Annotated in this window: 20 protein-coding genes; 7 read left to right on the top strand and 13 right to left on the bottom strand. The window is 45.7% G+C overall.

Translation table 11 applies throughout. From position 1 onward, the window contains the following. Window positions 1-15: 15 nt before the first annotated feature. From ACWXW9_RS08515 to ACWXW9_RS08490, 6 genes are all read right to left on the bottom strand, one after another. A complete protein-coding gene (locus tag ACWXW9_RS08515) occupies window positions 16-1,320 on the bottom strand; it encodes a PTS transporter subunit EIIC (protein ID WP_316243937.1) in 1,305 nt (434 codons plus the stop codon). A gap of 45 nt (window positions 1,321-1,365) precedes the next feature. Continuing rightward, entirely contained in the window at window positions 1,366-2,775 is a 1,410-nt protein-coding gene (locus tag ACWXW9_RS08510) for a glycoside hydrolase family 1 protein (protein ID WP_137063677.1), read from the bottom strand. Window positions 2,776-2,821: 46 nt separating this feature from the next. Beyond that, entirely contained in the window at window positions 2,822-3,121 is a 300-nt protein-coding gene (locus tag ACWXW9_RS08505; protein WP_494929062.1) for a PTS sugar transporter subunit IIB, read from the bottom strand. A 3-nt stretch (window positions 3,122-3,124) separates the two neighbouring features. Continuing rightward, on the bottom strand, window positions 3,125-3,478 hold the full coding sequence (locus ACWXW9_RS08500) for a PTS sugar transporter subunit IIA (RefSeq protein WP_494929061.1): 354 nt from the start codon (window positions 3,476-3,478) through the stop codon (window positions 3,125-3,127). A 177-nt stretch (window positions 3,479-3,655) separates the two neighbouring features. Then, a complete protein-coding gene (locus ACWXW9_RS08495) occupies window positions 3,656-5,605 on the bottom strand; it encodes a BglG family transcription antiterminator (RefSeq protein ID WP_494929060.1) in 1,950 nt (649 codons plus the stop codon). A gap of 42 nt (window positions 5,606-5,647) precedes the next feature. Further along, window positions 5,648-6,718 (bottom strand): LacI family DNA-binding transcriptional regulator, encoded by a 1,071-nt coding sequence (locus tag ACWXW9_RS08490; protein WP_494929059.1) that lies wholly within the window; start codon window positions 6,716-6,718, stop codon window positions 5,648-5,650. A gap of 312 nt (window positions 6,719-7,030) precedes the next feature. Between ACWXW9_RS08490 and ACWXW9_RS08485 the strand changes: the two genes are divergently transcribed. From ACWXW9_RS08485 to glpK, 4 genes are read left to right on the top strand one after another with little or no spacing between them, the layout of a single operon-like run. After that, window positions 7,031-8,494 carry an L-fucose/L-arabinose isomerase family protein gene (locus ACWXW9_RS08485; RefSeq protein WP_494929161.1) on the top strand — a complete coding sequence of 488 codons (1,464 nt, stop codon included), beginning with the start codon at window positions 7,031-7,033 and terminating at the stop codon, window positions 8,492-8,494. Window positions 8,495-8,548: 54 nt separating this feature from the next. Then, window positions 8,549-9,394 carry a transketolase gene (locus ACWXW9_RS08480; protein ID WP_494929058.1) on the top strand — a complete coding sequence of 282 codons (846 nt, stop codon included), beginning with the start codon at window positions 8,549-8,551 and terminating at the stop codon, window positions 9,392-9,394. A 2-nt stretch (window positions 9,395-9,396) separates the two neighbouring features. Continuing rightward, window positions 9,397-10,332: a transketolase family protein gene (locus tag ACWXW9_RS08475; protein ID WP_494929057.1), complete on the top strand. Its 936-nt coding sequence runs from the start codon at window positions 9,397-9,399 to the stop codon at window positions 10,330-10,332. Window positions 10,333-10,344: 12 nt separating this feature from the next. Next, the gene (gene glpK / locus ACWXW9_RS08470) at window positions 10,345-11,862 is read left to right on the top strand and encodes a glycerol kinase GlpK (RefSeq protein WP_494929056.1); all 1,518 of its coding nucleotides are present in this window, start codon (window positions 10,345-10,347) and stop codon (window positions 11,860-11,862) included. Window positions 11,863-11,947: 85 nt separating this feature from the next. On the opposite strand, the gene ACWXW9_RS08465 is transcribed toward glpK, so the two are convergent. Next, entirely contained in the window at window positions 11,948-12,814 is an 867-nt protein-coding gene (locus ACWXW9_RS08465; RefSeq protein WP_494929160.1) for a LysR family transcriptional regulator, read from the bottom strand. A gap of 147 nt (window positions 12,815-12,961) precedes the next feature. Here ACWXW9_RS08465 and ACWXW9_RS08460 point away from each other — a divergent pair, with 147 nt between their 5' ends. Then, entirely contained in the window at window positions 12,962-14,173 is a 1,212-nt protein-coding gene (locus tag ACWXW9_RS08460; RefSeq protein ID WP_494929055.1) for an MFS transporter, read from the top strand. Window positions 14,174-14,355: 182 nt separating this feature from the next. Here the strand turns inward: ACWXW9_RS08460 and ACWXW9_RS08455 are convergent, their stop codons facing one another. Both ACWXW9_RS08455 and ACWXW9_RS08450 read right to left on the bottom strand, forming a co-directional pair. After that, window positions 14,356-16,416 (bottom strand): glycosyl hydrolase 115 family protein, encoded by a 2,061-nt coding sequence (locus ACWXW9_RS08455; protein ID WP_494929054.1) that lies wholly within the window; start codon window positions 16,414-16,416, stop codon window positions 14,356-14,358. 313 nt (window positions 16,417-16,729) lie between these two features. Further along, window positions 16,730-17,224 carry a PTS sugar transporter subunit IIA gene (locus ACWXW9_RS08450; RefSeq protein WP_494929053.1) on the bottom strand — a complete coding sequence of 165 codons (495 nt, stop codon included), beginning with the start codon at window positions 17,222-17,224 and terminating at the stop codon, window positions 16,730-16,732. A gap of 107 nt (window positions 17,225-17,331) precedes the next feature. Here ACWXW9_RS08450 and ACWXW9_RS08445 point away from each other — a divergent pair, with 107 nt between their 5' ends. Beyond that, window positions 17,332-18,039 (top strand): GntR family transcriptional regulator, encoded by a 708-nt coding sequence (locus ACWXW9_RS08445; RefSeq protein ID WP_494929052.1) that lies wholly within the window; start codon window positions 17,332-17,334, stop codon window positions 18,037-18,039. A 65-nt stretch (window positions 18,040-18,104) separates the two neighbouring features. Here the strand turns inward: ACWXW9_RS08445 and ACWXW9_RS08440 are convergent, their stop codons facing one another. Continuing rightward, window positions 18,105-19,304 (bottom strand): enolase C-terminal domain-like protein, encoded by a 1,200-nt coding sequence (locus tag ACWXW9_RS08440; RefSeq protein ID WP_494929051.1) that lies wholly within the window; start codon window positions 19,302-19,304, stop codon window positions 18,105-18,107. 259 nt (window positions 19,305-19,563) lie between these two features. Here ACWXW9_RS08440 and ACWXW9_RS08435 point away from each other — a divergent pair, with 259 nt between their 5' ends. Further along, on the top strand, window positions 19,564-20,949 hold the full coding sequence (locus ACWXW9_RS08435; protein ID WP_494929050.1) for a PTS transporter subunit EIIC: 1,386 nt from the start codon (window positions 19,564-19,566) through the stop codon (window positions 20,947-20,949). Between the two features lie 827 nt (window positions 20,950-21,776). Here ACWXW9_RS08435 and ACWXW9_RS08430 read toward each other — a convergent pair. The 3 genes from ACWXW9_RS08430 to ACWXW9_RS08420 all read right to left on the bottom strand — a co-directional run bounded on the left by ACWXW9_RS08430 (window position 21,777) and on the right by ACWXW9_RS08420 (window position 26,636). Further along, on the bottom strand, window positions 21,777-21,929 hold the full coding sequence (locus tag ACWXW9_RS08430) for a hypothetical protein (RefSeq protein ID WP_494929049.1): 153 nt from the start codon (window positions 21,927-21,929) through the stop codon (window positions 21,777-21,779). Between the two features lie 176 nt (window positions 21,930-22,105). Next, complete coding sequence (locus ACWXW9_RS08425) at window positions 22,106-25,216, bottom strand: efflux RND transporter permease subunit (RefSeq protein WP_494929048.1); 3,111 nt, start codon at window positions 25,214-25,216, stop codon at window positions 22,106-22,108. Continuing rightward, window positions 25,209-26,636 carry an efflux RND transporter periplasmic adaptor subunit gene (locus ACWXW9_RS08420; RefSeq protein WP_494929047.1) on the bottom strand — a complete coding sequence of 476 codons (1,428 nt, stop codon included), beginning with the start codon at window positions 26,634-26,636 and terminating at the stop codon, window positions 25,209-25,211. The genes ACWXW9_RS08425 and ACWXW9_RS08420 overlap by 8 nt, the downstream gene beginning before the upstream one ends. Between the last annotated feature and the right edge of the window lie 97 nt (window positions 26,637-26,733).

Here is a 26,733-nt window from a genome sequence, read left to right as displayed (position 1 = left end):
CGTTTTATTGCTCATTTATGAAGTAACGATACTAGCTTGGGCTCCAGCCGTTCCCTCCTGCTCTGACTTCTCCTGTGCTTCGCGTTCCCTGTTCAACGCTTGTTTATCAAGCGTTCTAAAGAACGGATAGTAAATCAACATACAAACGGGAATGAGCAAAAGCTGTGCAGCTGCAAGTCTCCAGCTCCCCTCAATAAAGCCCAGAGCAAAAATAGGAGTGCCAAATGCCGGGTAAATTCCGATGGGTGCAGGCAGCAAGCCCGCAGTTGTCGCAAAATAACCGAGGACCGCGCAGACGATAGGAGCAACGATAAACGGAATAGCCAGGAGCGGATTCAAAACAACTGGAATTCCGAAAATGAGTGGCTCGTGAATCGAGAAAAAAGTCCCCGGAAGACCGAGCTTGCCAATTGTGCGTAATTGCTTACTCTTGGCCAAGAAGACCAGCAGGAGAGCGAAGCCCAGCATCGGCGCATAGTTTGAGAAAATGTACCAGAAAGCCAGCCCGATAATGTTCGGAAGCGGAGCTCCCGCCTGGAAAGCGTCGAGATTGGCAAGATCCAGACTCATCCAGATCGGTTTGACGATGGCAAGCGTTACAATTGCGCCGTGGATTCCGAACATCCAGAGCACCTGCATAATGATGAGGGCGACAATCATAGCCCCCAGTGATCCACCCAGTCCTTCCAGTGGCACTTGCAGATAGGTATAAATAAACTCATGGACCGTACCGAATGACGTATGCATGAACAGACCGGAAACAATAACGAATACCATAGCTACGAGTATCGCCGGAATTAATCCTGAGAATGTTTTGACAACGGTAGGCGGTACTCCTTCGGGCATTTTAATGGTCCAGTTGCGATCGACAATCCAGATATACAATCGGGAAGCGAGCAAGCCAACCAACATGGCGACAAACAAACCCTGCGCACCGAGCCACTGAAGTGGAAGCGCCCGGACTTTATCGAATGTTTGAATCGGCGTCAAAATAAGAAACGAGAGCAGTGCCGTTGCTGCGGGAACCAGCGGGTCCTTGTCAAAAGCTTGCGCCAGTCTGTAGGCGATGAAGAAGACTGCATAGAGGGCGATGATGCCAGTTGTCATCGTCGATCCTAATCCGATAATACCCTTAATGGGTGCGATGAGGTTCTGGTAAGGCTCCCAGGCAAGTGCGGAGAAAAGCGTCGAAAATGCTCCAATAATCAAAAAAGGAAGGGTGGACATCAGTCCATTTGATATAGCGCTCATATAGCGATTTTGCTGAATTTTCCCAGCGTATCTTTGTAATTTATGCGATAGTTTTTTTTCGTTAGCCATATTCCTTCAACTCCTGCTTTAGAGTTTCATCTGTTGTACTATAATCTAGAGAACGCTTCCATTTGAGGAAATCACATTTTTGTACCAATGGAAGCTGTTCTTGCGAATCCGCCGCAATTGTCTCAGGTTGAACTCATCCCGGTCAACATAGACGAATCCGTAACGTTTGCTTACTCCCTGGTGGGTGCTGACCAGATCAATTGCAGACCAAGGACAATAACCAAACAGCTCCACCCCGTCCGTAATAGCCAGCTGGCATTGCTCGATATGTTTGCGCAAGTAATCGATGCGGTAATCATCTCTTACGACATCGCCCTCTTCCAAGGAATCAAAAGCCCCCAGTCCATTCTCGGTAATGATCAGCGGTAGCTGGTAGCGGTCATAGATCTTCCTAAGAGTAACACGCAAGCCTGCCGGATCAATTCCCCAGCCGAACTCCGTTCGTTCCAGGTACTCATTTCCACTCCCAGCAAAAACACCCACTTCTCCAACTGAGATTTGCTGATCCCCCATCCCGCCTTTTTCTGCCGAATTCTGGGTACTGGCTTTGACCGTTGCAGAGCTGTAATAATTAAAAGCGATAAAGTCTGGCTTCGCGGCGGACAGAATACTCATATCACCTTCTTGAATCTCAGGCGTATAGCCTTTTTCCTCGAAGTAGCTCCAGACCAGCGTATTGTAACGGCCAAACACCGCCATATCAAGGTATAACCAATTGCGGATTGCGTTGAAGTTATCAGCCGCCAGCACATCTTCCGGACGCGAAGACGCTGGATATACGCACGAGATGTTAGGGGCCGGTGCCACTTTAGCTTCAGGTAACATTTCTTTGCACAGAATCATCGCCCTGGCTTGAGCCAGAAGCATATGATGATTTTGCTGATACAATTCCTTTTTCGGATTCTTCAGGTTCGGGTCCAACGTTCCCAAAGCGGAACCGTGCAAAATCATCATGTTTTGTTCGTTAATAGTTAACCAATATTTCACCCGGTCCCCAAAGTGTTCGAACAATGTCTTCGCATACGTTTCAAATGCATTGATTGTACTACGGTTCGACCATCCGCCTTCTTTTTCCAAGGCTGCCGGAAGATCAAAATGATACATGGTCACGATCGGTTCGATCCCGTATTTTAATAACTCATCAATTAAATGGTTGTAAAACTGTATGCCTTTCGGATTCAATTCCCCTGTTCCCTGCGGATAAATGCGGGTCCAGGCCACCGAGAAGCGATAAGCCTTGAAGCCCATTTCCGCCAGTAAGGCAATGTCTTCCTTATAGTGATGGTAATGATCGCTTGCCACCTTATAATCAGTGATCCCTTGCCGGGGCGGACGGGTGTCAATAACAGACGGCCCTTTTCCGTCCTCGTTCCATGCTCCTTCAAACTGATAGGCGGAGGTCGATCCACCCCATAGAAAATTGGAGTCAAACGCTTTCAATTTATGATATTTCATTTTGACCACCTTCAATGAAAAAGTGTTGATCTATTTGTACAGACGATTATAGATTTAAGGCTTCGGCAAGTACCTTTTCGCCATTCATCATGCCATAATCCATTCTGTCGATTACGCTTACCTTGATGCCTTTAGGCTCGTATTTGGTTTTAAAATCGTCTTCCAAATAGCTGACCTGCGGTCCAATCAGCAGTACATCCGTTTTGTCCGCATACTCTTTAAAGGAGCTTTCGGAAGTAGCTCTGATCTCAACCTCAACATTTTGAGCCTGTGCAGCCTTCTGCATTTTCTGCACCAGCATACTTGTAGACATTCCCGCTGCACATACGAGCGTAATTTGTTTCATTGGTTATTCCCTCCCCGATAATGGTGTGATGGATACTGATGCTTCGTAACGGTTCAATCTGCTGTAAAGTTCCACGATATGTCTCGCCAGATCCTTGGTCGTAATGGCAGACATGAGATGGTCTTGTGCATGCACCATTAGCAGTGTCACTTCATGAGTTGTCCCACCCGCTTCCTGCTGGATCAGTCGCGTCTGCGATTTATGCGCTTGGACCAGTTCGTTCTTGCATTCTTCAAGACATTCTGCTGCCTGCTCCGCATTACCCTTCTCGGCAAAGCTGATGGCTTCCATAGCTTTACTCTTCGCAATACCCGAATTTGTTATAAGTCCCATTATGATTTCCTGATACTCATCCATTGAATTCACCCCATGCATTTCATCTCTTTAGCTTACAGATTCAGTGTATACGATTCTTGCCGACTTCTAAACGCAACCCTTTTCCACTAGTAGCGGAAATGCTTACAATGGAAAAAATAGCAAAACTCCGCACGATGCTTGTTCAAAATCCAAGCAGATGTCGTGCAGAGCTTTATTTTAATACAGTTTATGTTTGACAATAATTTGAGCAAAATCCCCGTAGGTTTTGCATTCCAGCATTTGCTGGATAATATCGGAGTCGTCGACTAGCCCCATCAGATGCTTATACATTTTCGCCGGAGGCTCGTCGCCATTTTTGTTAATACTGAGCAGGCAGACGAATTGCACGGGCTTACCGGACCAATCTATGGGAGATTTCAGTGTACAGACCGCCCATACCGTCCGGTTGCTTTGCGGAATAATGGGATGAGGAATGGCTACCAGATTTCCGTAAGCCGTAGGAGCAGCATTTTCCCTTTCCAGCACCAATCCGATGAATCCCTCGGAAGAGCGGATCAATCCGGAAGCATGCATTCTTTCTCCCAAAAAAGTAATAATCTCTTCTTTTGTAGTGAAGTTCTGTCTCAGAAATACAAGCTCTTCCATAATGTAGCGGAAAGTAAATTCGCCTTCATCCGTCAGCAGCTCTTCAATCTTATCGATGTCACCGCCGCCAAGCAGAGTCTGAACTACCACGACCGGAACGGATAATGTCTGCGGGATTGGAACTGTGCTTACCACAAAATCAATGCCATGCAAAGGAACCTGCTGCAACTTGTAATACTCGGTCGTGCCAGCAACCTCAAGCCTTTCACCGAACTTGCTACGTAACTTGTAATACAGCAAGCGGGCACTTCCAACACCCGAAGTGCATACGACAAGGCAGCGTTTAGGTCTGTTGTTCATCTGCTGCCTTTCCATGGCGGCCCCGATATGAATCGCCAAATAACCCATTTCCGTCTCTGGTATAGCCAAATTCAGTTTGCTCTCGATCAACTTGGCACCTATGACCCCCGCCTGAAAAGCCAAAGGATAATTATTCTTCACATGATCCAGCATCGGATTACGGATATTCATCCCATATTTTACGCGGTTTAGCGCCGATTTCAGATGAAGACATATGCCCATTAACAGTTCTTGATCCCAGCTTATATTCAGGTTAAAGTCCCTGTCAATTTCATCCAGCATTTCTCTGCCAAGCTCATAAATTCCCCAATCCAAGAGCTTCTGAGGTCCCGCCTCTTCTGTCTGTTGCTCCGTAACTTCCTCAAACCACTTGTTCCCGGCCAGATGCATGGCGATATAAGCAACCTCATCCTCCGGAAAGGTCAAATCCATTTGCTTTTCAATGTGGCTAACAATATGTTCAGCGGCTCGAAATTCCTCGGTAGCCCGAAAATCTTCCCTTTCATCGGAAAGCATCGCAACCCGGTTCCCATCGCGAATACGCTTGCAAGCTATAGCAATATGAATGGACAGGTTGTTGAAAGCAACATCCGACAAAGTGACCCCGTGGTTCTGGATTTGCTCCAGAATAATACCGTGAATGAGTGTCATTTCCCAAGGGGTAACCATTCTCGATGCGGCCTCCACGCCCCCAGTCCTTTCTTCTTCAGAACGGTTGACGATGAATTCAGACATGCAGAAACGTAAGCGAACCTCGTCGCCCCTCAGCTTGACACCGTAATTCGGGCGCTTATCAATGCCGATTCCGTAAGCCTGTAGCATATGCTTAACCTCTTTGAAATCATTTTGTACGGTGGATTTGCTAATGTATAACTCATCCGCCAACTCTTCCAGCTTCAAATAATTTTCTGTAAGCAGGAGGCGCGAGATTAAATAACGCTGTCGGTATTCAGGAGAATTGGGATCATCCGGTTCGTTATACAGGAACAACTGCTGTAGGAGCGTACGAAAGCTGCGGTCGTCCGTGATTTTCAGTTCATACCCCCTTGAACGAACAGGTTGAATCGATGCTCCATGCTTGGCCAGAAATTCATCCAGTTCTCTGATATCGCTACGTACGGTACGTGAAGTAACCTGGATCAACTTTGCCAGATGCTCGCTCTTGACAGGAGTGTCCGCAGCCAGCAAATGCTGTAGAATCGAAACCATTCGCGTATTCATTCAAGGTGACCCCCCGTTCTTTTGTCCAAATCTATCCTCTACTCAGGCCTGCTCGGTTAGCTTGCCTTTAGGTACGAAAGTGGCAGGAGCAGCACAGGAATTGCGCTCTACAAATTTCGTATCCACTGTGATTTTTGCTGTAACCTGCGTTCCCTGCTCAATAGAATCGGTCAGGAGATCGACAGCCAGAACGGCCATTCTTTCTTTTTCTACATGAATCGTTGTTAGCTCCGGCGTAACAATGACCGATTCCGTAATGTTGTCAAAGCCGATAATTGAAGTATCCTGCGGCACCCGGATGCCAAGCTCGCTCATGGTCTTCATAGCGCTGATAGCAATATAGTCGCATTCGCAGAACCAGGCCGTTGGCAAAGTTTTCCCGCTCTCCAGATAAACGGTTAACTGCCGATTCAGATCCTCCTGCGAAGTAAGAATGGTTGGCGCTACAGCCAGCATTTGTGCCTCCGGAATCTTCAGCCCCCGTTCCATGAGTGCCGACAAAAATCCGCGTTTACGTTCCTCAAAATTATGAATTCGTACATTTGAAGCAATATAACCGATTGAGGTATGACCCATGTCGCATAAATAAGCTCCTGCCTGATAAGCACCCATAACATTATTAATCTGGATAAATTGTACGGGAAGCGTATCAAAGCAGGTATCCAGCACAATCAGATTCGGCAGCTTGGCATGAATATCACTGATCTGCTCACGGGTCAGATTGGTTCCCAGAACAATGGTGCCTGCGCTGCGTTTCTCCTCTGCAACCATCTGGATATCCCTCTGGAAAAATTCTACATCGACCGTCGAGAAGATCAACGAATACCCTTTTTGTCGGCAACGTTCCTCAATAAACTGGATTAATTCTTTGAAAAATGGCTGCTGATAGTATTCCTCAAGGACAATGCCCGAATTTGTACACACGAGAAAAAGCAAGGACTTATCACTTCTTGAAGCCGTTATCGTCTTGCTTTTGGGACTGTATCCTGCCTCGTGGGCTACCTGGAGAATACGTTCACGCGTATCCGGGCCAATACCCGGCTTGCCGCTGAAGGCCAGTGAAACAGCTGATTTGGATACGTTGGCCAGCTTAGCGATGTCTTCCATTTTCATGCCCTAATTCTCCATTCTAAATAAGATGAACACAGCAGTGAAGTGAATAAGTGAAGTTTACATCGAATTGAGATGCGATGCAATGATTAGCTGAATTTATTTATATTTGTTTAGTTATTTGTTTAGATTTTCGCAACTAAATATCACCGAATAATTCATTGACACCGTTTTAATTCGATGTTACTATGGCCTCGACATAGAAATAGTCATTGAATTTAGTTTTTACAACTAAACTAATTTAATTTTGTTTAGTTTATTTATTCTATTTTGTTCAGCAAATGTTGTTTATTCAAGTACAAAGGAGACATGATCATGAAGAAATTAAAGTTGGGTTATGCTCCGACGCGCCGATTTACGTTCAGCGCCGACGATGCCTTTAAGTACAAAGTGGAAATTCGCAAGAAAATTGAGAGCTTTGGCATGGATATCGACATTGTAGACCTGGAGGGCCTTAATGAGGAAGGCTTGCTGTATGACGACCATATAAACGCGGATTTAATTGCAAAGCGATTCAAAGAGGAAGAAGTCGACGCAGTTTTTTTCCCACATTGCAACTTTGGTACAGAAGATACTGTAGCTCGTGTAGGCAAGGCGCTCGGCAAGCCTGTCCTGCTGTGGGGACCGCGGGATGAAGCGCCGCTTGCGGACGGCATGCGCCTTCGCGACACCCAATGCGGTATTTTCGCCACAGGTAAAGTGCTGCGAAGATTCAACGTTCCCTTTACCTATGTAACGAACAGTTGGGTGAATGATCCGGTTTTCGAAAGAGGCTTTACCAACTTTGTGGCGGCCGCCAACGTCGTGCGCCAATTCAAGAGCTTACGCATTCTCCAGATTGGCCCCCGCCCTACTTCGTTCTGGACGATGATGTGCAATGAAGGCGAACTGCTGGAACGCTTCGGTATTGAGATTCATCCCATTACCATTGTCGACATTCAGCTTAGAACCAAAAAAATCGCCTCCAGCAATAGCTCCGAGCTTCTGGAAACGATGGATTACATTAAAGAAAAACTCGATTACAGTGAAGTGACCGAAGATGACGTAAGACGGATAGCTGCTTTAAAGGTCGCCATGAAATCCTTCGCCCGTGAGACAGGAAGCAGCGCTATCGCAATCCAGTGCTGGTCCTCTTTGCAGGATGCCATATCCATTATGCCGTGTCTGGCCAACGCAATCCTGACTGACGAACAAATTCCGGTTACTTGTGAAACAGATATCCATGGAGCCATTACTTCCATTATGGTGCAGGCTGCCTCCATGAACACAATGCCAACCTTCTTCGCAGATATTACTGTTCGACATCCTGAGAATGATAACGGCGAACTTCTCTTCCACTGTGGCAATTTCCCGGTCTCGCTCTCTGTAGAGAACAAACCGAAGTTACGCAAGCATTTTCTCTTCGACGACCATTCTCCCGGAACGCATGAAGGCGAAATCCGCGGTGGCGGTATGACCATTGCCCGATTTGACGGCGACCACGGTGAGTACTCCATGTTCCTCGGGCGTGCCCGGGGTATTGAAGGTCCTTATACCCGCGGCTCCTACGTATGGGTGGAAGTAAACGATTGGCCGCTGTGGGAGGAAAAACTCGTAAAAGGGCCTTACGTCCATCATTCCGTAGGTATCCACGCCAATGTGATCCCGGCCATTTATGAGGCCTGCAATTATATACCCGGCCTGACGCCTGATCCGGTCGATCCCACAGAACAGGAAATTCAAAGCTGGCTTAGAGGATCCGATCTCGCCCGTAATAAGCGCCCGAACATTCACGTTTGAGACGTCTAAAGCGACAAAGCCCATCCCTATAATATCTATCTTGAGGAGGACATTATGGAAATCCAGGAACTGAAAGTCAAAGCCGCACAAATCCGCATGGACCTGCTGACCATCATTCACCGCGCCAAAACGGGACATACGGGGGGATCGCTGAGCAATACAGACATTTTAACGGCTTTATATTATGAAATCATGAACGTTGACCCTGCTAATCCAAAATGGGATGACCGTGATCGCTTTATCGCCAGCAAAGGGCATTCCGTAGAATCTCTATGGTGTATTTTGGCCGACCGGGGCTTTTTCCCAAAAGAAGAGCTGGAGACCTATAGCCAGTTCGGTACCCGGCTCATTGGCCACCCGAACAACAAGGTTCCAGGGATTGAAATGAATACCGGGGCCCTCGGCCACGGTCTGCCCATTTCCGTAGGCATGGCACTAGCTGCCAAGCGGGATGACCGTCCTTACCGTGTATTTTGTCTAATGGGAGACGGCGAACAGGCCGAAGGCTCCAACTGGGAAGCCGCTATGGCAGGCTCTCATTATAAGCTGGATAACCTGATCGGCATTATCGACCGCAACCGACTCCAGATCAGCGGTTCTACCGAAGAAGTCATGGGACTGGAGCCGCTGGAAGAGAAGTGGACTGCCTTCGGCTGGAACGTCGTCTCTATCAACGGCAACAATATGGAAGAATTGCTTAAGGCATTCAGGTCCGTCCCTGAAGTAGCGGGAAAGCCAACGTTAATTATGGCCAATACCACCAAGGGCAAAGGCGTATCGTTCGCCGAAAATGTCCCGGCATGGCATCACCATGTGCCTAATGATAAAGAGTTGGAGCTGGCTCTCACAGAGCTAAAGGCAACGATCGAAGAATTGACGCAGAAAGGGCAGGTGCATTAAGCATGAATAAAATTCCTAATCGCCAAGTAATCTGTGACACACTGCTGGAGTTGGCCAAAGACGACCGTGATATCATGGTACTGGCCAGCGATTCGCGTGGTTCTGCTGCAATGGCTCCCTTTGCCAATACGTTCCCGGAGCAGTTCGTCGAGGTCGGCATTGCCGAACAGAATATCGTAGGCATGTCTGCAGGCCTGGCCCACAGCGGCAAAAAACCGTTTGTGACTTCACCAGCCTGCTTTCTCAGTATGCGCAGTATTGAACAAGTCAAAGTTGACGTTGCTTATTCGCGGACAAATGTGAAGCTCATCGGCATTAGCGGGGGGGTCAGCTACGGGGCGCTTGGCATGTCACACCACTCCGTGCAAGATATCGCAGTAGCCCGGGCAATTCCGGGACTGGCGATTGTCCTGCCTGCTGATCGTCACGAAACGAAGAAACTGACCGAAGCGCTTGTAAAATATGACGGCGGCGTATACGTGCGAATCGGGCGTAATCCCGTTGAGGACGTTTACGAAACCGATGATTACCCATTTGAAATAGGCAAAGCTATAACTGTGAGAGAAGGCAAAGACGTTACAATTATTGGTGTCGGTGAAACCGTGCGAATCGCACTCGATGCCGCCAAGGCACTCAACGACGAAGGCATATCCGCCCGGGTAATCAATATGCATACAATCAAGCCGCTGGATGAAGAGGCGATCATTACCGCTGCACGTGAAACTGGACGCATCATTACCGTTGAGGAACATAGCATTTACGGCGGTCTCGGCGCTGCCGTGGCAGAAGTTGTTGTGCAGAATCACCCGGTTCCTATGAGAGTGCTCGGCATCCCGGATGAGCCGGCGATTGCCGGTAAATCGGCGGAAGTTTTCCACCACTACGGCATTACGGGTGACAATATCAAACAAATTGCATTCGAATTGATTAATAAGTAGAGGGCGAAGCATATGGAGCACAATCAACAATATATATTGGCCATCGACCAGAGTACTTCAGGCACCAAAGCACTCCTTGTAGACCATCAGGGTACAGTAATCGCCCGCAGCGGGATGGAGCATAAGCAATATTACCCCCATCCCGGCTGGGTAGAGCATGATCCGCTCGAAATTTATGAAAATGTCAAAATAACGGCCCGCAGCGTATTGGAGCAAGCCTGCGTCCACCCGTCCGCACTAGCTGCGCTGACAATCACCAATCAACGCGAAACGGCACTGGTGTGGGATAAGACGACTGGTCAGCCAATATATAATGCTGTTGTCTGGCAATGCCAGCGTACGGCGGACCTGTGCGCCGAGCTGAAGCAAGCTGGCCACGAGAGCACCATCCACGCCAAAACAGGGCTTATGCTTGACCCTTATTTCTCCGCTGCCAAGTTCAAGTGGATCATTGAACATGCGGAAGGAGCTGCCAACCTGCTGGCCGAAGGGAGGCTACTTGCAGGGAACATGGACAGTTGGCTAGTCTGGAAGCTTACCGGCGGCAAAAAACATGCAACCGACTATACAAATGCCAGCCGTACATCGCTGTTCAATATCCACACGCTGGAGTGGGATGAAGAGCTTGCTCAGTTGTTCTCCGTTCCTTCTTCCCTGCTGCCCGAGGTTAAACCATCCGACGCTATTTTCGGATATACGGCAGATTGCGACCTTTTCAATGAGAAAATACCGATTTCGGGCGTCATTGGGGATTCACAAGGGGCATTGTATGGGCATCTGTGTTTCAAGCCCGGAACAGCCAAAGCAACCTTTGGCACGGGCACCTCTGTATTAATGAACGTAGGGAATCATCCGGTGGATGGCGGTGACGGACTTGTAACCGCTATCGCCTGGGGGGCCGGCGGAACTGTTACGTATGCACTTGAAGCCATCATCCGGACAACAGGTGACAGCATCAAATGGACGCAGGACAACTTAGGACTGTTCTCTACCTTTGAGGAAATGCAGCGCTTAGTCGAAAGTGTTCCTGCAAACGATGGCGTCTATCTTGTGCCTGCCTTTGTCGGAATGGGCGCTCCCTATTGGAATCCCTACGCCCGAGCGGCAATTATCGGTATGAATCGTGGAACTGGCAAAGGACACATTGTCCGGGCTGCGCTGGAGAGCATCGCTTACCAAGTACGGGACGCTATAGAGTTTATTCAGGAACAGTCCGGGATTGAGTTGGTCGGCCTGCGCACGGACGGCGGGGCTTCATCCAACACTTGGCTGATGCAATTTCAGGCCGATATTCTGGGCAACCTTGTGAGCCGATCCACATGTGCCGAGCTGTCGGCCATGGGTTCAGTCTATCTCGGTGGGCTCGGCACAGGCTTTTGGTCCGATCCAGATCAAATCGCTTCCAATCTTAAAATGTATGAAGCATATGAACCAAAGATGGATGACGCTACCAGAGAGAAATATTATACTGGCTGGCAGCGGGCTGTTCAGTCTGTAGTGCAACAACAGCATGAATCTCCCGTTTTATAAATAATCTCTATACTTCATTCCTCATATCTCCCCAAAACAAACCATACAACAGGGCCCTTGCTTTTGCAAAGGCCCTGTTATTAAATTACTCACTCGAACGATATAACTGACTCAACACTTTTACAAATTCACGGGCTGCCGGGGTCGCTTCATCAAAGGAATGCGCGATAATTCCGATATCCCGCGTAATCCGGGGAATAATCTCTTTAACGATTAGTGAATGGGACACCGAGGAAAGCGTAAATTTCGATATAATGCCGATGCCCAGCTTTTTTTGGACCATATGGACTAACGTTTCGGCTGTTTGGACCGTGAGACTCTCCTGGAAAGGAATTTGCTGCTCATGCAAGGTGTTTAATACAGCAGATTCATGTCCTCCTTTACAGAAGATAAGGTCGTTCCTGTTCTGTTTCAGAGAAACCTCGTGTTCTGCTTGCAATGGATGATTCTCCGGTATGATGGCAACCATGGAATCGTGTTCAAGAATGCGGACGTTATAATGATCAAATGGGGAAGCTACTATTCCAATTTCAACAGTGCGATCCTCCACCCATTGTTTAATTTGATTCGAGTTTCCTTCCATCAGTTCAATGGTGACTTCCGGATATTGGGAGCGGAATAAGCAGATCGCTTCTGGAAGCAAGTTCGTAGAGGCCGCCGGGAAGGAGCCTATTTTCACTTTACCGCGCAAAAGCTTATTCTCCTGACACGCAAGCTGAACCATTTTATGTTCGATCTCCTTCATTTGTCTGGCCAGACTCAGCATTTCTTTTCCCACTTCGGTCAGTACGAGCCCATTCTGCTTGTCGCGAATAAACAATTTCACCTGCAAAGTATTTTCAAATTGGATCAAAGCCTTGCTAACCGCAGGCTGAGAAATAAACAGTGCTTTGGCAGCCTCCGTCATATTCATTTTCTCCGCAACCTTCATAAACACTTCAAGATGATTCATATTCACAGACACACACCCTTATAACCATACGGTTATTCCCTATATGAAATAATAGTATTTCAGTTATATCAAAACATACCTTATGATAAAAAACAACTCCTGCTCCTTTTGAGCAGATGTAATGCTTGATTAGAAGGGGATTGGAATATGAATTCAAATCTGAATTTTACCGAACACACTACCAGAGATACAGCTTCATCTAAAGGACTTCCATGGGGCGGGTTACTGGCGCTAGCTATGACCGGATTTATTTGTATACTCACCGAAACGCTTCCCGCTGGTCTATTGTCACAAATCAGCAAAGGACTGGGAATATCGGAAGCTTTGGCTGGCCAATTGGTCACGTTGTATGCTCTCGGTTCGCTCGCTGCCGCAATCCCTTTGACTGCCGCAACACGGGGCTGGCGACGACGGCCTTTATTATTGCTCTGTATCATTGGATTTCTCATGTTTAATACCATTACGGCACTGTCTTCTTACTATATCTTGACGCTGGCTGCCCGTTTCCTTGCAGGCGTAGCCGCTGGTGTGTTATGGGGAATGCTTGCTAGCTATGCCCGGCGAATGGTTCCGGATTCATTAAAAGGACGCGCCATGGCTGTCGCCATGTCAGGAACCCCGCTGGCTCTTGCCCTCGGCGTTCCGTTAGGAACGTTCCTCGGTGCGCTTGTTGGCTGGAGAACGGTTTTTGGTACCATGTCCTTTCTTGCGGTAGTCTTATTCGTCTGGGTACTCTGGAAACTTCCGGATTTTCCCGGACAGGCTTCCCATCAGCGACTCCCGCTGAGTAAGGTTTTCACGATTGCCGGTGTTCGTTCCATTTTACTTGTCGTTTTGGTTTGGGTACTTGCGCATAATATTCTGTACACCTATATCGCTCCTTATTTGAGTCAGGCTGGACTGGCCTCCCGAACGGATGTGGTGCTGCTTATTTTCGGGATAACTTCGGTTGCCGGAATTGGATTAGTCGGGGCATTGATCGACCGCTGGTTGCGTCTATTGGTACTCATGAGTACCCTTGGCTTTGCTGTAACTGCTGTGGCACTAGGAATCGGAAGTCACCAACCTGCCATCGTGTATTTAAGTGTTGCCCTGTGGGGACTGACCTTCGGCGGTGCCGCTACCTTATTACAGACCGCATTGGCCGAAGCGGTAGGCGAGAGTGCAGATGTAGCTCAGTCTATGCTTGTAACCGCTTGGAATCTGGCCATTGGCGGAGGCGGCTTGCTTGGCGGAATTCTTTTAGAGACGCTTGGGGTTCACTCTTTTCCGTGGACGTTGCTTATCCTTATGCTTCTTGCCTTCGTCATTTCGTGGGTTGCCAAGGAACACGGGTTTTCTGCAAGAAGATATGAGTAGACCTGAAACTCAAGAAAAGGTATGGATGGAAGAAAAAAATTGTTTAGAGGTCTGCAGGTGATGGTAGCTTGAAAGTTGCATCATGAGATATGCAGAAGCCAAACAAAACATGGGTTAAGTTACAAAGAACCTTCCAATCCATCTTGATGGACCGGAAGGTTCTTTTACTGGGACCGAGTCCTCTAATATAGCACCTTCTCCAAGCAGCATGCCAATTCATCATCGGGTAGCGGCTTGCGATGCGTATTTTCCAGGTAGATATGTTTCTCTGTTTCCGGCATTACATATTGTTTGTACCACAGGAACATATCGGGACTATCTCCCTGAATCCGGAGAAATCTCCGCATCGTGTCCGCATGAGAAATGGTGTTATCGAGATTGGTCAACCAATCCGCCCGGTAGAAATGCTCCCATCTTCCAGTTCCTGCGAGCAAGAGCGCTTCTTTACCCATCTGGTAGCTCCAAACTGCATGCGAAGCTTGTACAAATGCTCGTGGATAATCTTCTTCAAGAAATAACCCGTAAGCAATGCAGATGTCAGCCAGCCCACGGGAGCCGCTCAGATGCAATTCAATCTGCACAAGAAGCTGATTATAAAGCCTGCGACATTCGTCTTCAGGCAATTGTTTCATAATTCGCAGACACCTCTCTCGCAGTTCAGCCCAGCCGGGGATTGCCGATTCGGCTTTTTCCTTGAACCAGCGTACCTGCTCAGGAAAAGGTCCTTCTCCAGCAGCCCAGCACAGCCGTTCATCACTGCCTTCTTTACCTTGCAGCCAAAAGCCCATCATTTGCCGTGCTGGATGGTGATAGAATTCCTCCCCTGCCCGATCATCCTTGTGCGGACCATAAACGATAGTGCAACGGGAATAATCCTGGTACAATCGGGAAATCTCTTGATGCTGACGACTGTACAAGCGCCCGATAAAATCAGTAAGCTGCTGTTCAGCATCCACGTTACCATACGTCCATAAATTCGCTGCCAAATCCAGAGTATATAAATGTGGCAAAATATTACCTGAATTGACCAACAGATACTCGTCTGCTCCTGCGGCAAATGCTGCCGTTAATTCGTTCACAATCAGCTCGGCTGAGGAGGGAAATTGCGTAAGATGGTTTGACGCCTGCAAGTCGTGGAAGGTCACATGATAATATACACCGTTCTTGCCTTCATCCTCCACCTCGGGCAATGCGGGTACACGATAGTTGAGATTCCCATGGCGCCGGGATACCATTTTACCGTAACCATTGTCCGCCCATATTTTAATTACTCCTTCGGGGACTTCAATGTGACCCTGCTTGTATAACTCGGCAATCTCGCCATACATCGCCATACTGCAAACGGGCTGCTCCACAAATTCGCAGATCATACTGTACTGCTTGCGAACCACATAAGATATTAATTGTCCACGTTTCTCCGGCGTATTAAAGGAAGGATCATTTTCCCAAAAAGGCTTGTCTCCCTGGCCACGAAAAGACAATACCCATACAATTTTCTCTCCCTTTTGCCGTTCAATCGCTTCCTGCCATAGCTGTTCAAACAGTTCGGGATGCTCTTTGTAGCTGGCCTGTTTACCCGGAAAAACACGCAAAAACATCTCCGCACCCAGCGGCTCGGCATGATGGTGAGTAATCCATAATCCCATTTCTGCTGCAAGCTTATGATGGATACCTGTACGCGGTAAATCCGTCCCCGGAATTACCATGTTGCCACCGCAGCGTAGCAATGCTTCAAAAACGGGCTCCCACACCTGTTCCGTCGGCGGATAATCATCCTTCCAGCCAATCAAGCAGACCTCATCATTGACGAACCAGCCCCGATAGCGAACCTTGGACGGTGCACTATCATAATCCTGGCTCGGCAGAACTATAGCATCCCGTCTGTTCGGAGAGAGTTCCGCCCAGAACCAGAATGGCTCCACACCCAAAACGAAGCGACTGTAATGAAGCAACCCATAAATGATTCCCAGCTCATCACGGCCTATGATATGTAGTACCGTTCCCTTCTCACCAGCAACAAAACGCAGACAATAGCCCTCTGGCCACTGTGGGCAATCATCCTCTTCCTGCGCATAACGAATAATGATTGCGGCCTCTTCTTCTGTTTGTAGTGGCTCTCTGCCAAACACTTGCTTATGGTCTCGCACAATCATTCTCCAAGCGTGGGCAATCGGTACACTTCCAACAGCCTGAAAATTGTATCCGCTTTCATTTGAAATGATCAGAGGTTCACAGGGTTTCATGTATTATCATCTCCTATTCAACAATGAAGACTCTTCTTACTTTTATTTTATAGGTCGGTAACATACTTAGATAGTCTTGATATTACTAATATTGCTCAATCATATAAAAGGATCAGACTATGATTACATTTTCCATCATAGCCTGTGATCCAACGGGACATGAAGATTGGTTAGAGTATTGCTTATCCTATTAGAATACACTCCATCTCAAAACAAGCGGATCAAGAGAAGCAGTAAACAAGGGATTTTTAAGATAAATTATCTCGCTACAGCTTCTAACGTTATATGTACAGGTTTGGCATGTATAACCGGTTCAGTAGTAGACCCGTAAAACCGTATCCTCCAAAGGCCTCCAGACGGTACTGTCCACTTCAACTCGCTTGACATTGTCCTGACCATTCGGAACAATGATAGGCGTCACGGTAGAGTATCCGGCCTGACGAATCCTGTCTATGTCGAATTCCAGCAGCAACTGTCCTTTTTTGACCCGATCCCCGTTTTTGACATGCGTTTTGAAGCCTTCGCCTTTAAGAGAAACCGTATTCATACCCACATGAATCAATAGTTGCGTGCCCGTTTGGTGCTGAATTAAAATAGCGTGTTTACTTTTCTCCATAATATGGGCGATTATGCCGTCAAACGGAGCAATAACCTTACCCGTGTCCGGGAGGATTGCAAACCCTTCTCCCATAGCCTTTGTGGAAAACGCCTCATCTTCAACGTTATCAAGAGGCACAAATTGGCCAGATACTGGAGATGATATTTCCAAGAAAGACAAATCTGTATTTTTTTTCTTGCGTTCGAACATCTGAAATTCCTCCTACCTCTATCTCATAATTAATATGATCACTTGATAATAGTTGCTATAACAGTATGATAAAAATATCAATGAACCAACGACTAGGGGGCTTATTAGTGAACAAAAAGGAATTTGTAATACACGATTTATTGAGCAAAATCTATCAAAATCATTATCCTGACTGGAAACTGCCGACGGAAAGAGAACTCGCGAAGCAATATAATGTTTCACGATACACCATCCATGAATCAATCAAAAAATTAAAATACATGGGCTTGGTTAAAGTCGTTCAAGGATCAGGCATCTTCATAGGAAAGAATATTCAGACCAGTCCACTCATCTATAACTCTTTAACTGAGAACCCATACTCCAACATAAAATCCAAAGTAATCGAGTTGCAAAAGCAACCCGCTACTCCCGAGGACCAACAGATTTTTGGAATAACAAGCAGCGATGAGGTATGGGTATATCAACGTCTAAGAATCGTTAACTATCAAACGATGCAGTTAGAGTTGTCCCGATTACCTGTTATTTTATTCCCAATCCTTACGCACACGGATGCCGAACACTCCATTCAATCCTATGTGAAAAAACATAAATATACGATTTCTCATTACCTAAATACCTATGAGGCAATCGCACTTAATAAAGAACAGGCTATGCTCTTGCAACAAAAGAGAAAGAGCCCAGCGATGAAAATATCAAGCCGCGGCATACTTAATAATGGGATTATCTTTGAGATAAGCGAAATCATAGCCATTGACTATAAATGTACGTATTTGACAGCCTTCAATAACGAGCATCACAAAAGAAGGAATTTATAGAAGCATTCACCTAAATAGGCAACTTCTCCAGCATAAGGGTTCCTATATGCTGGAGTATTTTTGTTTTAAGGGGTCATAAGTGTTCCATCTGGCAATCTCGCCTGCGTCCATTCGTGCATCCTGTATTCCACCGGATAATTTTTCGCCTGTTCTTCATTGAAGTCCACGCCGATGCCCGGAAGTTCAAGAGGGTAAATGTATCCGTTTTTAGCGTCTATGATGGGCGTAAAGATGCTGCGTGTGTTCTCCTTAATCGGAATATTCTCTTGGATTGCGGCACTGTGTAGGTGAATATTAAGATGAGTGTTAACGGCGATTCCAATAGGAGTAATGTCTGACGGTGTATGCCAAGCAATTCTAACTCCGAATGCCTCACATAAGGCTCCGAGCTTAAGAGCAGGCGTGATCCCTCCAATTTGAGATACATGGCAGCGAATAAAATCAATCTGTCTGTTGACAATAAGGCTTCTCCATTCTAAAGGATTATTGAACAGTTCCCCGGTGGCTATTGCAGTTGAAGTTTGGGAACGTATCTGACTTAACCATTCATTTTGATCCGGCGGTAAAATGTCCTCAACAAAGTACGGTTTATAGCATTCGAGGTCTTTTGCAAACTGTACGGCTTGATTGGGGAAAAGTCGTTCATGCACGTCATGCAGGATATGAAACTGGTCATTATATTTTGACCTTAATAGAGCAAACATCTTGGTGGTGGTTTGCATATATTCGTCTTGGTCATAATAGGACCCCTTGGTAGGGTAATCCGGAGCGTGCAAGTGCGAAGGATTCCCCCCATAGAAGCCAAGTTGGCACCGGATATGTTTATATCCTTGCTCAAGAATACCATCAATCTCTCGGTACAAATCCTCGATGTTGTCCGCAACCGCATGAGTATATGCAGGTATCGCATCCCTCGATTTGCCTCCAAACAGCTGGTACAAGGGCATGCCGGCAATTTTACCCTTAATGTCCCACAAAGCCATATCCACTCCAGAAATAGCGTTATTCAGTACGGGGCCATTACGCCAATAAGAGTTGACCATCATCATATGCCATAAGTCCTCTATATTATTGGCATCTCTTCCAATCAATATAGGTTTGAGGTACTCCTCGACGATGAGCTGAACGGCTTTCGGGCGCTGCTGAAAAGTGGCGCAGCCATACCCCGTAATTTGATTCTCTGTAGTTACTTTGACAACCACCAGATTATGTCGATCAGGTTTAAGCACAAAACATTCCACATTAGTGATGATGGAAGGGTTCATATTTCTCCTCTTTTCTAAGAATTTCTAGGTTTATTGAAACATGTTTGAAATACAGAATCAATTTGGCTGGGTAAATTGTCTGATTATTAAAAAAAACCAGACCAATTTATCAGAAAAAGTTCAATAAATCCTTATATATCAAGGTTTTTTCACAAAACAAAGCTTATTTTGGACTGCTTTTATTCGACAGACCTTTGTGATACCATTCAGAATGTAAACGGAACCAATACTTCATATTCCAAGGACAGGAGAATTTTTAATGAACAAAATGAAAGCGGTACACGACATGATTTACGGGGTCGGAGGAGAAAGCAATATTCAAAACGCTTGGCATTGCATGACCAGACTCAGGTTTGATCTAAAAGATAAAAACAAAGTGGATATAGAGAAAATTAAGGAATTGGACCCGGTTTTGGGCGCGCAGTTTAATAATGACCAATTCCAAATCATTCTTGGTCCTAAAGTCGCGGAATATTTTAATATTTTGGCCAGTGAATTAAAGCTAACGGATGTTCAAAAGGAAGATGAGGCAAGCGCTGAAAAAAAGAAAGGGTTTGTTACACTCTTCATGAATATTGTATCCGGCGTGTTTGGGCCTATCGTTCCAGCTATTGCCGGGGCAGGATTGATCAAAGGACTTATCGCAGGGTTGACCGCCCTCCATATCATCTCGGATCAAAGCGAAACCATTCAGATCATTAACATGATGGCGAGCGGAGTATTTACGTTTTTACCGTTTTTCTTGGCAGCCTCGGCGGCTAAAATTTTCAAAACCAACGAATATTTAGCGATAGCAATCGCTGCTACCATTATGTTTCCAACGATGGTGGATGCGGCCAAGGCCGGGGAACTTTCCTCATTTCAGTTTTTAGGCTTTATACCTATCCCAGTGTTTAACTACACCGGTACAGTAATCCCGATTATCTTTGCCGTATGGGCGATGAGCCATATTCATAAAATTGTTAACAGGTTTATGCCAGAAGTGTTAAAAACCGTAGTTACGCCAACGTTAACCTTGTTTATTTCGGGCTTCCTGGCATTATCCGTTATCGGTCCCATTGGCATTCACCTAGGCAATGGCTTGGCTTGGCTTGTTCAAGGCTTATTCAGTATCTCTCCCATCCTTGCTGGCGTTGTTGTTGGTGCGATTCGACCTTTGGCTGTCTTTACTGGCATGCATCATGCAATGACTCCGATTGCTTTGCAGAATTTCGCAACACAAGGTTACGATATGTTAATGCCTATGATGTGTATGGCTAACTTTTCAATCGTAGGCGCAACATTTGCAGTGTATTACAAGGTAAACACACCTAAAGAAAAATCTATTATTGTTTCAGCCGCCGTCTCCGGTCTTTTGGGAATTACTGAACCTGCTTTATTCGGTGTACTGGCTAAGTACAAAAAAGCTTTTCTAGCCGCCATCATTGCAAGTTCAGTTGCTTCGGCTTTTATCAGCTTTTTCGGTGTCCGATTGTATGGATATGTGTTATCCAGTATATTTAGCATTCCCGCTTACTTTGGGCCTTACTTTATCTATGCCATCTCCGGAATGATCATTGCTGTCGCGCTCTCCTTTACAATTTGTTATCTGTTTCTAAGCAAAGTAGATGTTGCGAGAGCAAATGAACCTACGCAGCTCAAATAATCGTTTGTCACGGCTTCCAAGCTTTTTTAAGCTCAATGAATCGATTTAAAGTATCTAAGATAATGAGTGGAGCCTGACTACTTGTATAAGTGTTGTCAGGCCCTTCAGTTAGCGATTATTGGGGGATCTGTGCCAATCAAAAGAAGGAGAGGCATGGTTACATTCTTCGTTGCCCGTATTCGGTTTTTTGCGCCCTCCATTGGACGTGTGCCAGTATCCAGCGTCACGAGCATGGGCGTTTAGTTGCGAAGATCAACAAACGTTTTTTCGTTAGGTGCAGCTAATATCACAGTCAGCACATCAACATCGACCGAACTGCCAGCACTCTGTCTTTTGTTTCTTTACAGTAACGAGTTAGCGGCCATTCTAAATCACTATAATCAACTGCTTACGAAATGCTCTTTTCCATATGAAATTGTTTTTGGAACGTTATGGAGAAACCTATATAATCGTAAGTAGGGAACCATCAACGCCGCCGCTCATTCTTTTTGCATGGCTCCGATTCAAATTCGCCCAACTGGCCTACATCTCGTTAGTGAAATGATTCAATAACCCGGATACCACTAAAAAGCCACTCCTATGAGTTGGGGGAGGTATGTCCTGATTCTTGGGCTTATCCACTTATGGTATTCCCCAACATAGAGAGGTTCAACTGCAGTTACCGTATGAGAACCGTCCGGATGGAGAATAGTTGCCCAAGCACTTTCGTTTCCGATATTCGAATCCACAAATCCCCATAGACTGATGGCATCCCCATTATCCAAATTCAGGTCTATACAGCTCCATTTCTTGCCTGCAAGAAATCCCGATTCAAGTCCCCGTTTTATCTACCATTGGCGGTCAGACCAGGAAGTTCCGTTTCCCTCGTACGCTCTTTCTATCGTTATAGCTCCTGGAGTTTTCAATGCCGCCAAACCCGTAATTTTGTATAAAACATCATCTGATATTAGAATGTGACCGTTCTGCTCATTTCCAGTCATATAATTCTCTCCTTTGGTACCATTTAAAATCTGTTTAGACCGCTTTTGATGAGTAATACACGCATACTTCATTGTATTGCGCCAGCAAAAGAAAAAATCGTACATTAGGGCAAACAGCCTAATGTACGATCGGGTAATATTCGAGCACACCATAATCTGTCTATCTTTTATAACAGCTACAAAGACAATGAGCTATCGTTATTTATTTTCATTTCCTTCTTATGCTTCCGTTTCAATTTCAGATTAGCTACGACCATATAAAGAGTCGGAACCACAAACAATGTTAAAATGGTTGAAAAGATCAGTCCGAATATAATGGTCGTTGCCAACGGTTTGAACAAGATCTCGCCTATTGTGGCAATAGGGATCATACCCACAATCGCAGTTAGTGAAGTAAGCAGGATCGGACGAAAACGGGCAGAGCATGCCATTAAGATAGCTTCTGTTAATTCAGCGCCTTCACGCCGCGCGTCTTCAATAAACTCTATCAACACGATACCGTTACGTACGACGATACCGGCAAGAGAAATAATCCCCATAATACTCATGAATCCGATTGGCATACCTGAGATAAAACTCCCTAGGACTCCTCCTGCCGCTGCCAGATATACAGTGGTCATAATAATCAGTGGTGTGGAGACCGAGTAAAACTGCATTGTGATCAGGAGCAGAATGAGAAAAATAACTATAACGGCTAATTTGCCCAAATCCTTAAATATATCGGACTGCGCGGATGTTTCCCCTCCCATCTCCCAGGTGTAGCCTTGTTCAAACTGTGTATTGGTAAGTTTGCTACGGATGTCCTGGGTGAGCTCCGTAGCCGTACGCCCATTTGCATTGGCTGAAATTGTTACCGTCCGTTCCAAATCATAACGGTGGATTTGCTGGATGGAAAAGTCCGGTTTCATCGTGACTAATTGGGATAAGGGTATTTGCTCTTTTGACGCATTGGTCACACTTAATTGTTGGAACAATACCTCAGGATCATTGTTTGGTTTCTCCATGTATATATTTATATCCAGCAATTCCTTACCCGTATCAAAATCCGTTACATTGACCCCGTCACCCATTAATAGCAAAGTACGCGTTAAATTGGAATAGCTAACCCGATATTTATCCAAGGCTTGTTGATTGACTTGGAAATTCAGATTATAGCTTTGCATACCCATATTATCGGTCACATCTACAGCTCCGGGGGTCCCCGCAACAATTTCTTTTACTTTAGCTGTCATGTTTTGCAGTTTTCCGATGTCTTCCCCCTTAATACGGATAGACACCGCACTGCCGACCGGGATACCTAATTGAGGAACCCGAATGCTTATCAATGCAGATGGATATTTAGCTTGTAGCGTATGGGTCCAATTATCCACTGTTTTTTTGAGATCAAATAGCCCCTCTTTTCCAACGACAGCAAGTTGGCCATTTACCGCTCCCCCAGAGCCGTGACCACCTGCAACATCGCTGTACATCTGAGGCGCTCCTCCACCTGCCGTTGCCGACAACCTCTCTGTTTCCGGCTGTTTTTTGACCCAGTTCCCAATCTCGTTTACAACCTGATTGGTTGCCTGCAACGACGTTCCTTCTGGCATCGTTACGCTGATCGTGGCATCCGCTTGATCGGATTCCGGAAATAATTCAATGGGAACAATAACAAGCAGTCCGTAGGCTGCTGTACCAATCATAAGACCTATAAGCGCTGTGAATAGCGGACGCCGCAATATTCTCGGCATCCAGTTTTTAGAGTACGCATTGGAGAGAGACTGTATTTGATTACCAAGAAGCCCCGGGGGCTTGGTCGTTTTGCTACGTTCTTTACCCTTACGACGGCTATCGTACCATTGACGGAAAATAGGAATGATCGTTAGCGACATAATCATGGAGGCCAACATCGTTAACGAAATAACGGTAGGAATCGGCTTAATAAAGTCTCCAATATTGCCCGGCAGAAATAAAAGCGGGGCAAATGCTGCAATCGTAGCTAACGTGGCTGTAATGATTGATAAGGAGACCTCTTTCGTTCCTTTAATTGCCGCCTCCGTAGCATCTTCTCCAAATTCAGAGCGTCGGCGTTCAATGTTGTCATTGACCACGACGGCATCATCAACCAATATACCTAGTACGATGATTAATCCGATAACTGAAATTTGATTCAGCGTTGTCCCTGTTGTGGGCAAGACAATAAAGCTGATAGCAATAGAAACAGGAATAGCCAAGGCAACAAATGCAGAAGTCAGCAAATTTAATCCTAATGTACAAATAACAATGACCGATATAATAGCGATGATCATCTCTTTGGTGAGATTACCAAACATCTCACTTACTCGATCATTTTGTGCAAAGAGCTTTTCAAAATGTACATCCTTAGGCAAGCTACTTGCAAGTTCATCGATTTTGGCTGTTGCCGCTTTAGATACCGTTGGCACGTCTGTGCCTGTATCTCCACTCAAACTGATCGAAATAGCAGGCTTGGTATTCACATACGTATAACTACCCGCTTTTTTAAAAACAAGCGAGGCTGTACCTACATCCTTCAAAGATATCGGAAACCCATCTTCGTTGCTTGAAATCTGAACGTTATTTAGGATAGATGGATCAGTTGAGGCATTTACCGTCATCTGATAAGTACGCTGATTGAAATCTAAACTTCCTGTAGGAACTCTATCATTCTCATCTTTGATTGCTTGAACAACCTGTTCCCAGGAAATATTATATTGCTGCATTTTTTGTGTATTTAAACTGATACGTATTTCTTGATCTGGTATACCTTGAATATTAACTTTCGAAATACCTGAAACCGTTTTTAATTGATCTTTCCATTTGTTCATCAATTCATTTAACGAGTATAAATTCTCAACTTTATCAGAAGTAATCGCATATGAACCAATGAAAGAGCTTGCCATGCTATCATTGATAATGGGCTGTTTGGCATCTGTTGGAAGCTCAGACTGTGCATCCTGCACCTTTGTACGAAGATCAGCCCACACTTTTGTCGGATCCGCATCATTTAAAGCTTCTATACTTATGCTGGATTGGCCTTTAGACGAAGTGGAAGAAATCGTTTTGACACCTTGCACTTCTTTAATTTTCTGTTCCAATATCTTAGTAATGGTTTGCTCAATTCTTTCAGGTGAGGCGCCCGGATAGACGGTTGTAACACTGGCTGACATGGGAATAACATCAGGCTGCTCCTGTTTAGGTAGCGATGTAAAATTGTAGAGCCCTAGCACAATACACATACCAAAGAAAATAAGTGTAATTTTCTGTTTTTTAACGATGTATTTAATCATTGGACGATTCCTCCGATTTCCCAAGTACATCATTCCCGAGTAAATCGCCATTAAATAAAGTTCCTGCTCCTTGCGTAACGATTTGATCGCCTGCTTGTAGTCCAGAGACAACTTCGAGCTGATTATTAGTCACTTTTCCCAGTTTAATCGCTGTTTTAACGGCCTTGCCATTTACAGCTTTAAAGACATAAGGGTCAACTCCGGTGCTAATTACAGCCTCTACTGGCACTAACAATGCTTCGGATTGATTCATGCTTTTAGATGCGCTGATGACTTGACCAGGCTTCCAATTTAGCTCAGGATTAGGAATGCTGACTTCCACATTGATGCTTCCCGTTTTGGAATTAGTCGATGGATAGATCTGGGTAACGGTTCCTGTTCTTATTTCATTATATAGAGATATATTTACTTTTTGATCTGTCTTCCACGATAAGATTTCACTGTCCGGTACAGGCAGGAGAACTTTTAAAGTGCTGATGTTTCCAACAATAAACGCTTCACTCCCGCTGGAGCCCAGTTGACCATCAGCTACCTTTTTCTCAATTACAACACCAGATATGGGGGAGGTTAAAGTGGCTTTCTTAAGTGCTAAAGCCGTTTGCTCATAAGCAGCTACCGCATCCTCGTAGGAAGCCTGTGCCTGAGCTTTACTGGCTAGCCCTTGTTGCTGAGTAGCCATAGCCGATTCCAGCCCTGCCCTGGCCTGATCTACACCATCCGAAGCTTGTGCACGCTGTTCCTGGGAAGCCCCTGCAAGCAAAAGGGACAATTGCTCTTGCGCATCACTTAAACTTTTTTGTGCGTTCGTTACTTCCAACTGCGCATTTTCATTTTCCGTTAATGATACGGCCCCTGCCTGAAATAGACTTTGGGTCCGGGCGGCATCTGCCTTTTTCTTGTTGTACATATTGGTTGCCGCAGTAACCGCATTTTTCGCCTGTGCAATTTCTTGTTTTTTGGCTCCATTGTTCAATTCCTGCAATTTGGATTGGGCTGAATTAATCTGGGATTGTGCATTACGAATGCTTGCATGTGCCGATTGAACAGAAGCGTCTGCTTGGCTAACACCGGCTTTCGCCTTCTCCATAGTTGCCTTGGCCTGAGCAAGCTGCAACTGATAAGTGGTTGTGTCCAATTTTGCGAGGACTGCCCCTTTATGTACCTGATCCCCCACTTCAACCGTCGTATTTAAAATACGTCCATTCGCTTCAAAGGAAACAGTGGTTTGATTGCTTGCCTGCAATGTTCCTGCCAGATTAAATTCATTAGCCAAAGGCTTCATCGTTACTTTTTGAATGTGTACCGGTTGACCGGATTTTACAGTGGTATCCTCCGAAGCACTTGAGCAACCGGAAACCACCATAGCGAAAGTTATTCCCGTGACTAGCATTTTGATTCGTGTCCTATTCAACAATTTCATCCTCCTCGACTTCCTTTAAGCAGTTTGAGCAATCTATAATATTAAACTGCATACCTTTTTTTTCATAGTACAGCAGTTTATAATAAAAAAAATCGTA

Source organism: Paenibacillus sp. LT-B23 (genome assembly GCF_059417685.1).
This window is presented reverse-complemented; position numbering and strand designations above follow the sequence as displayed.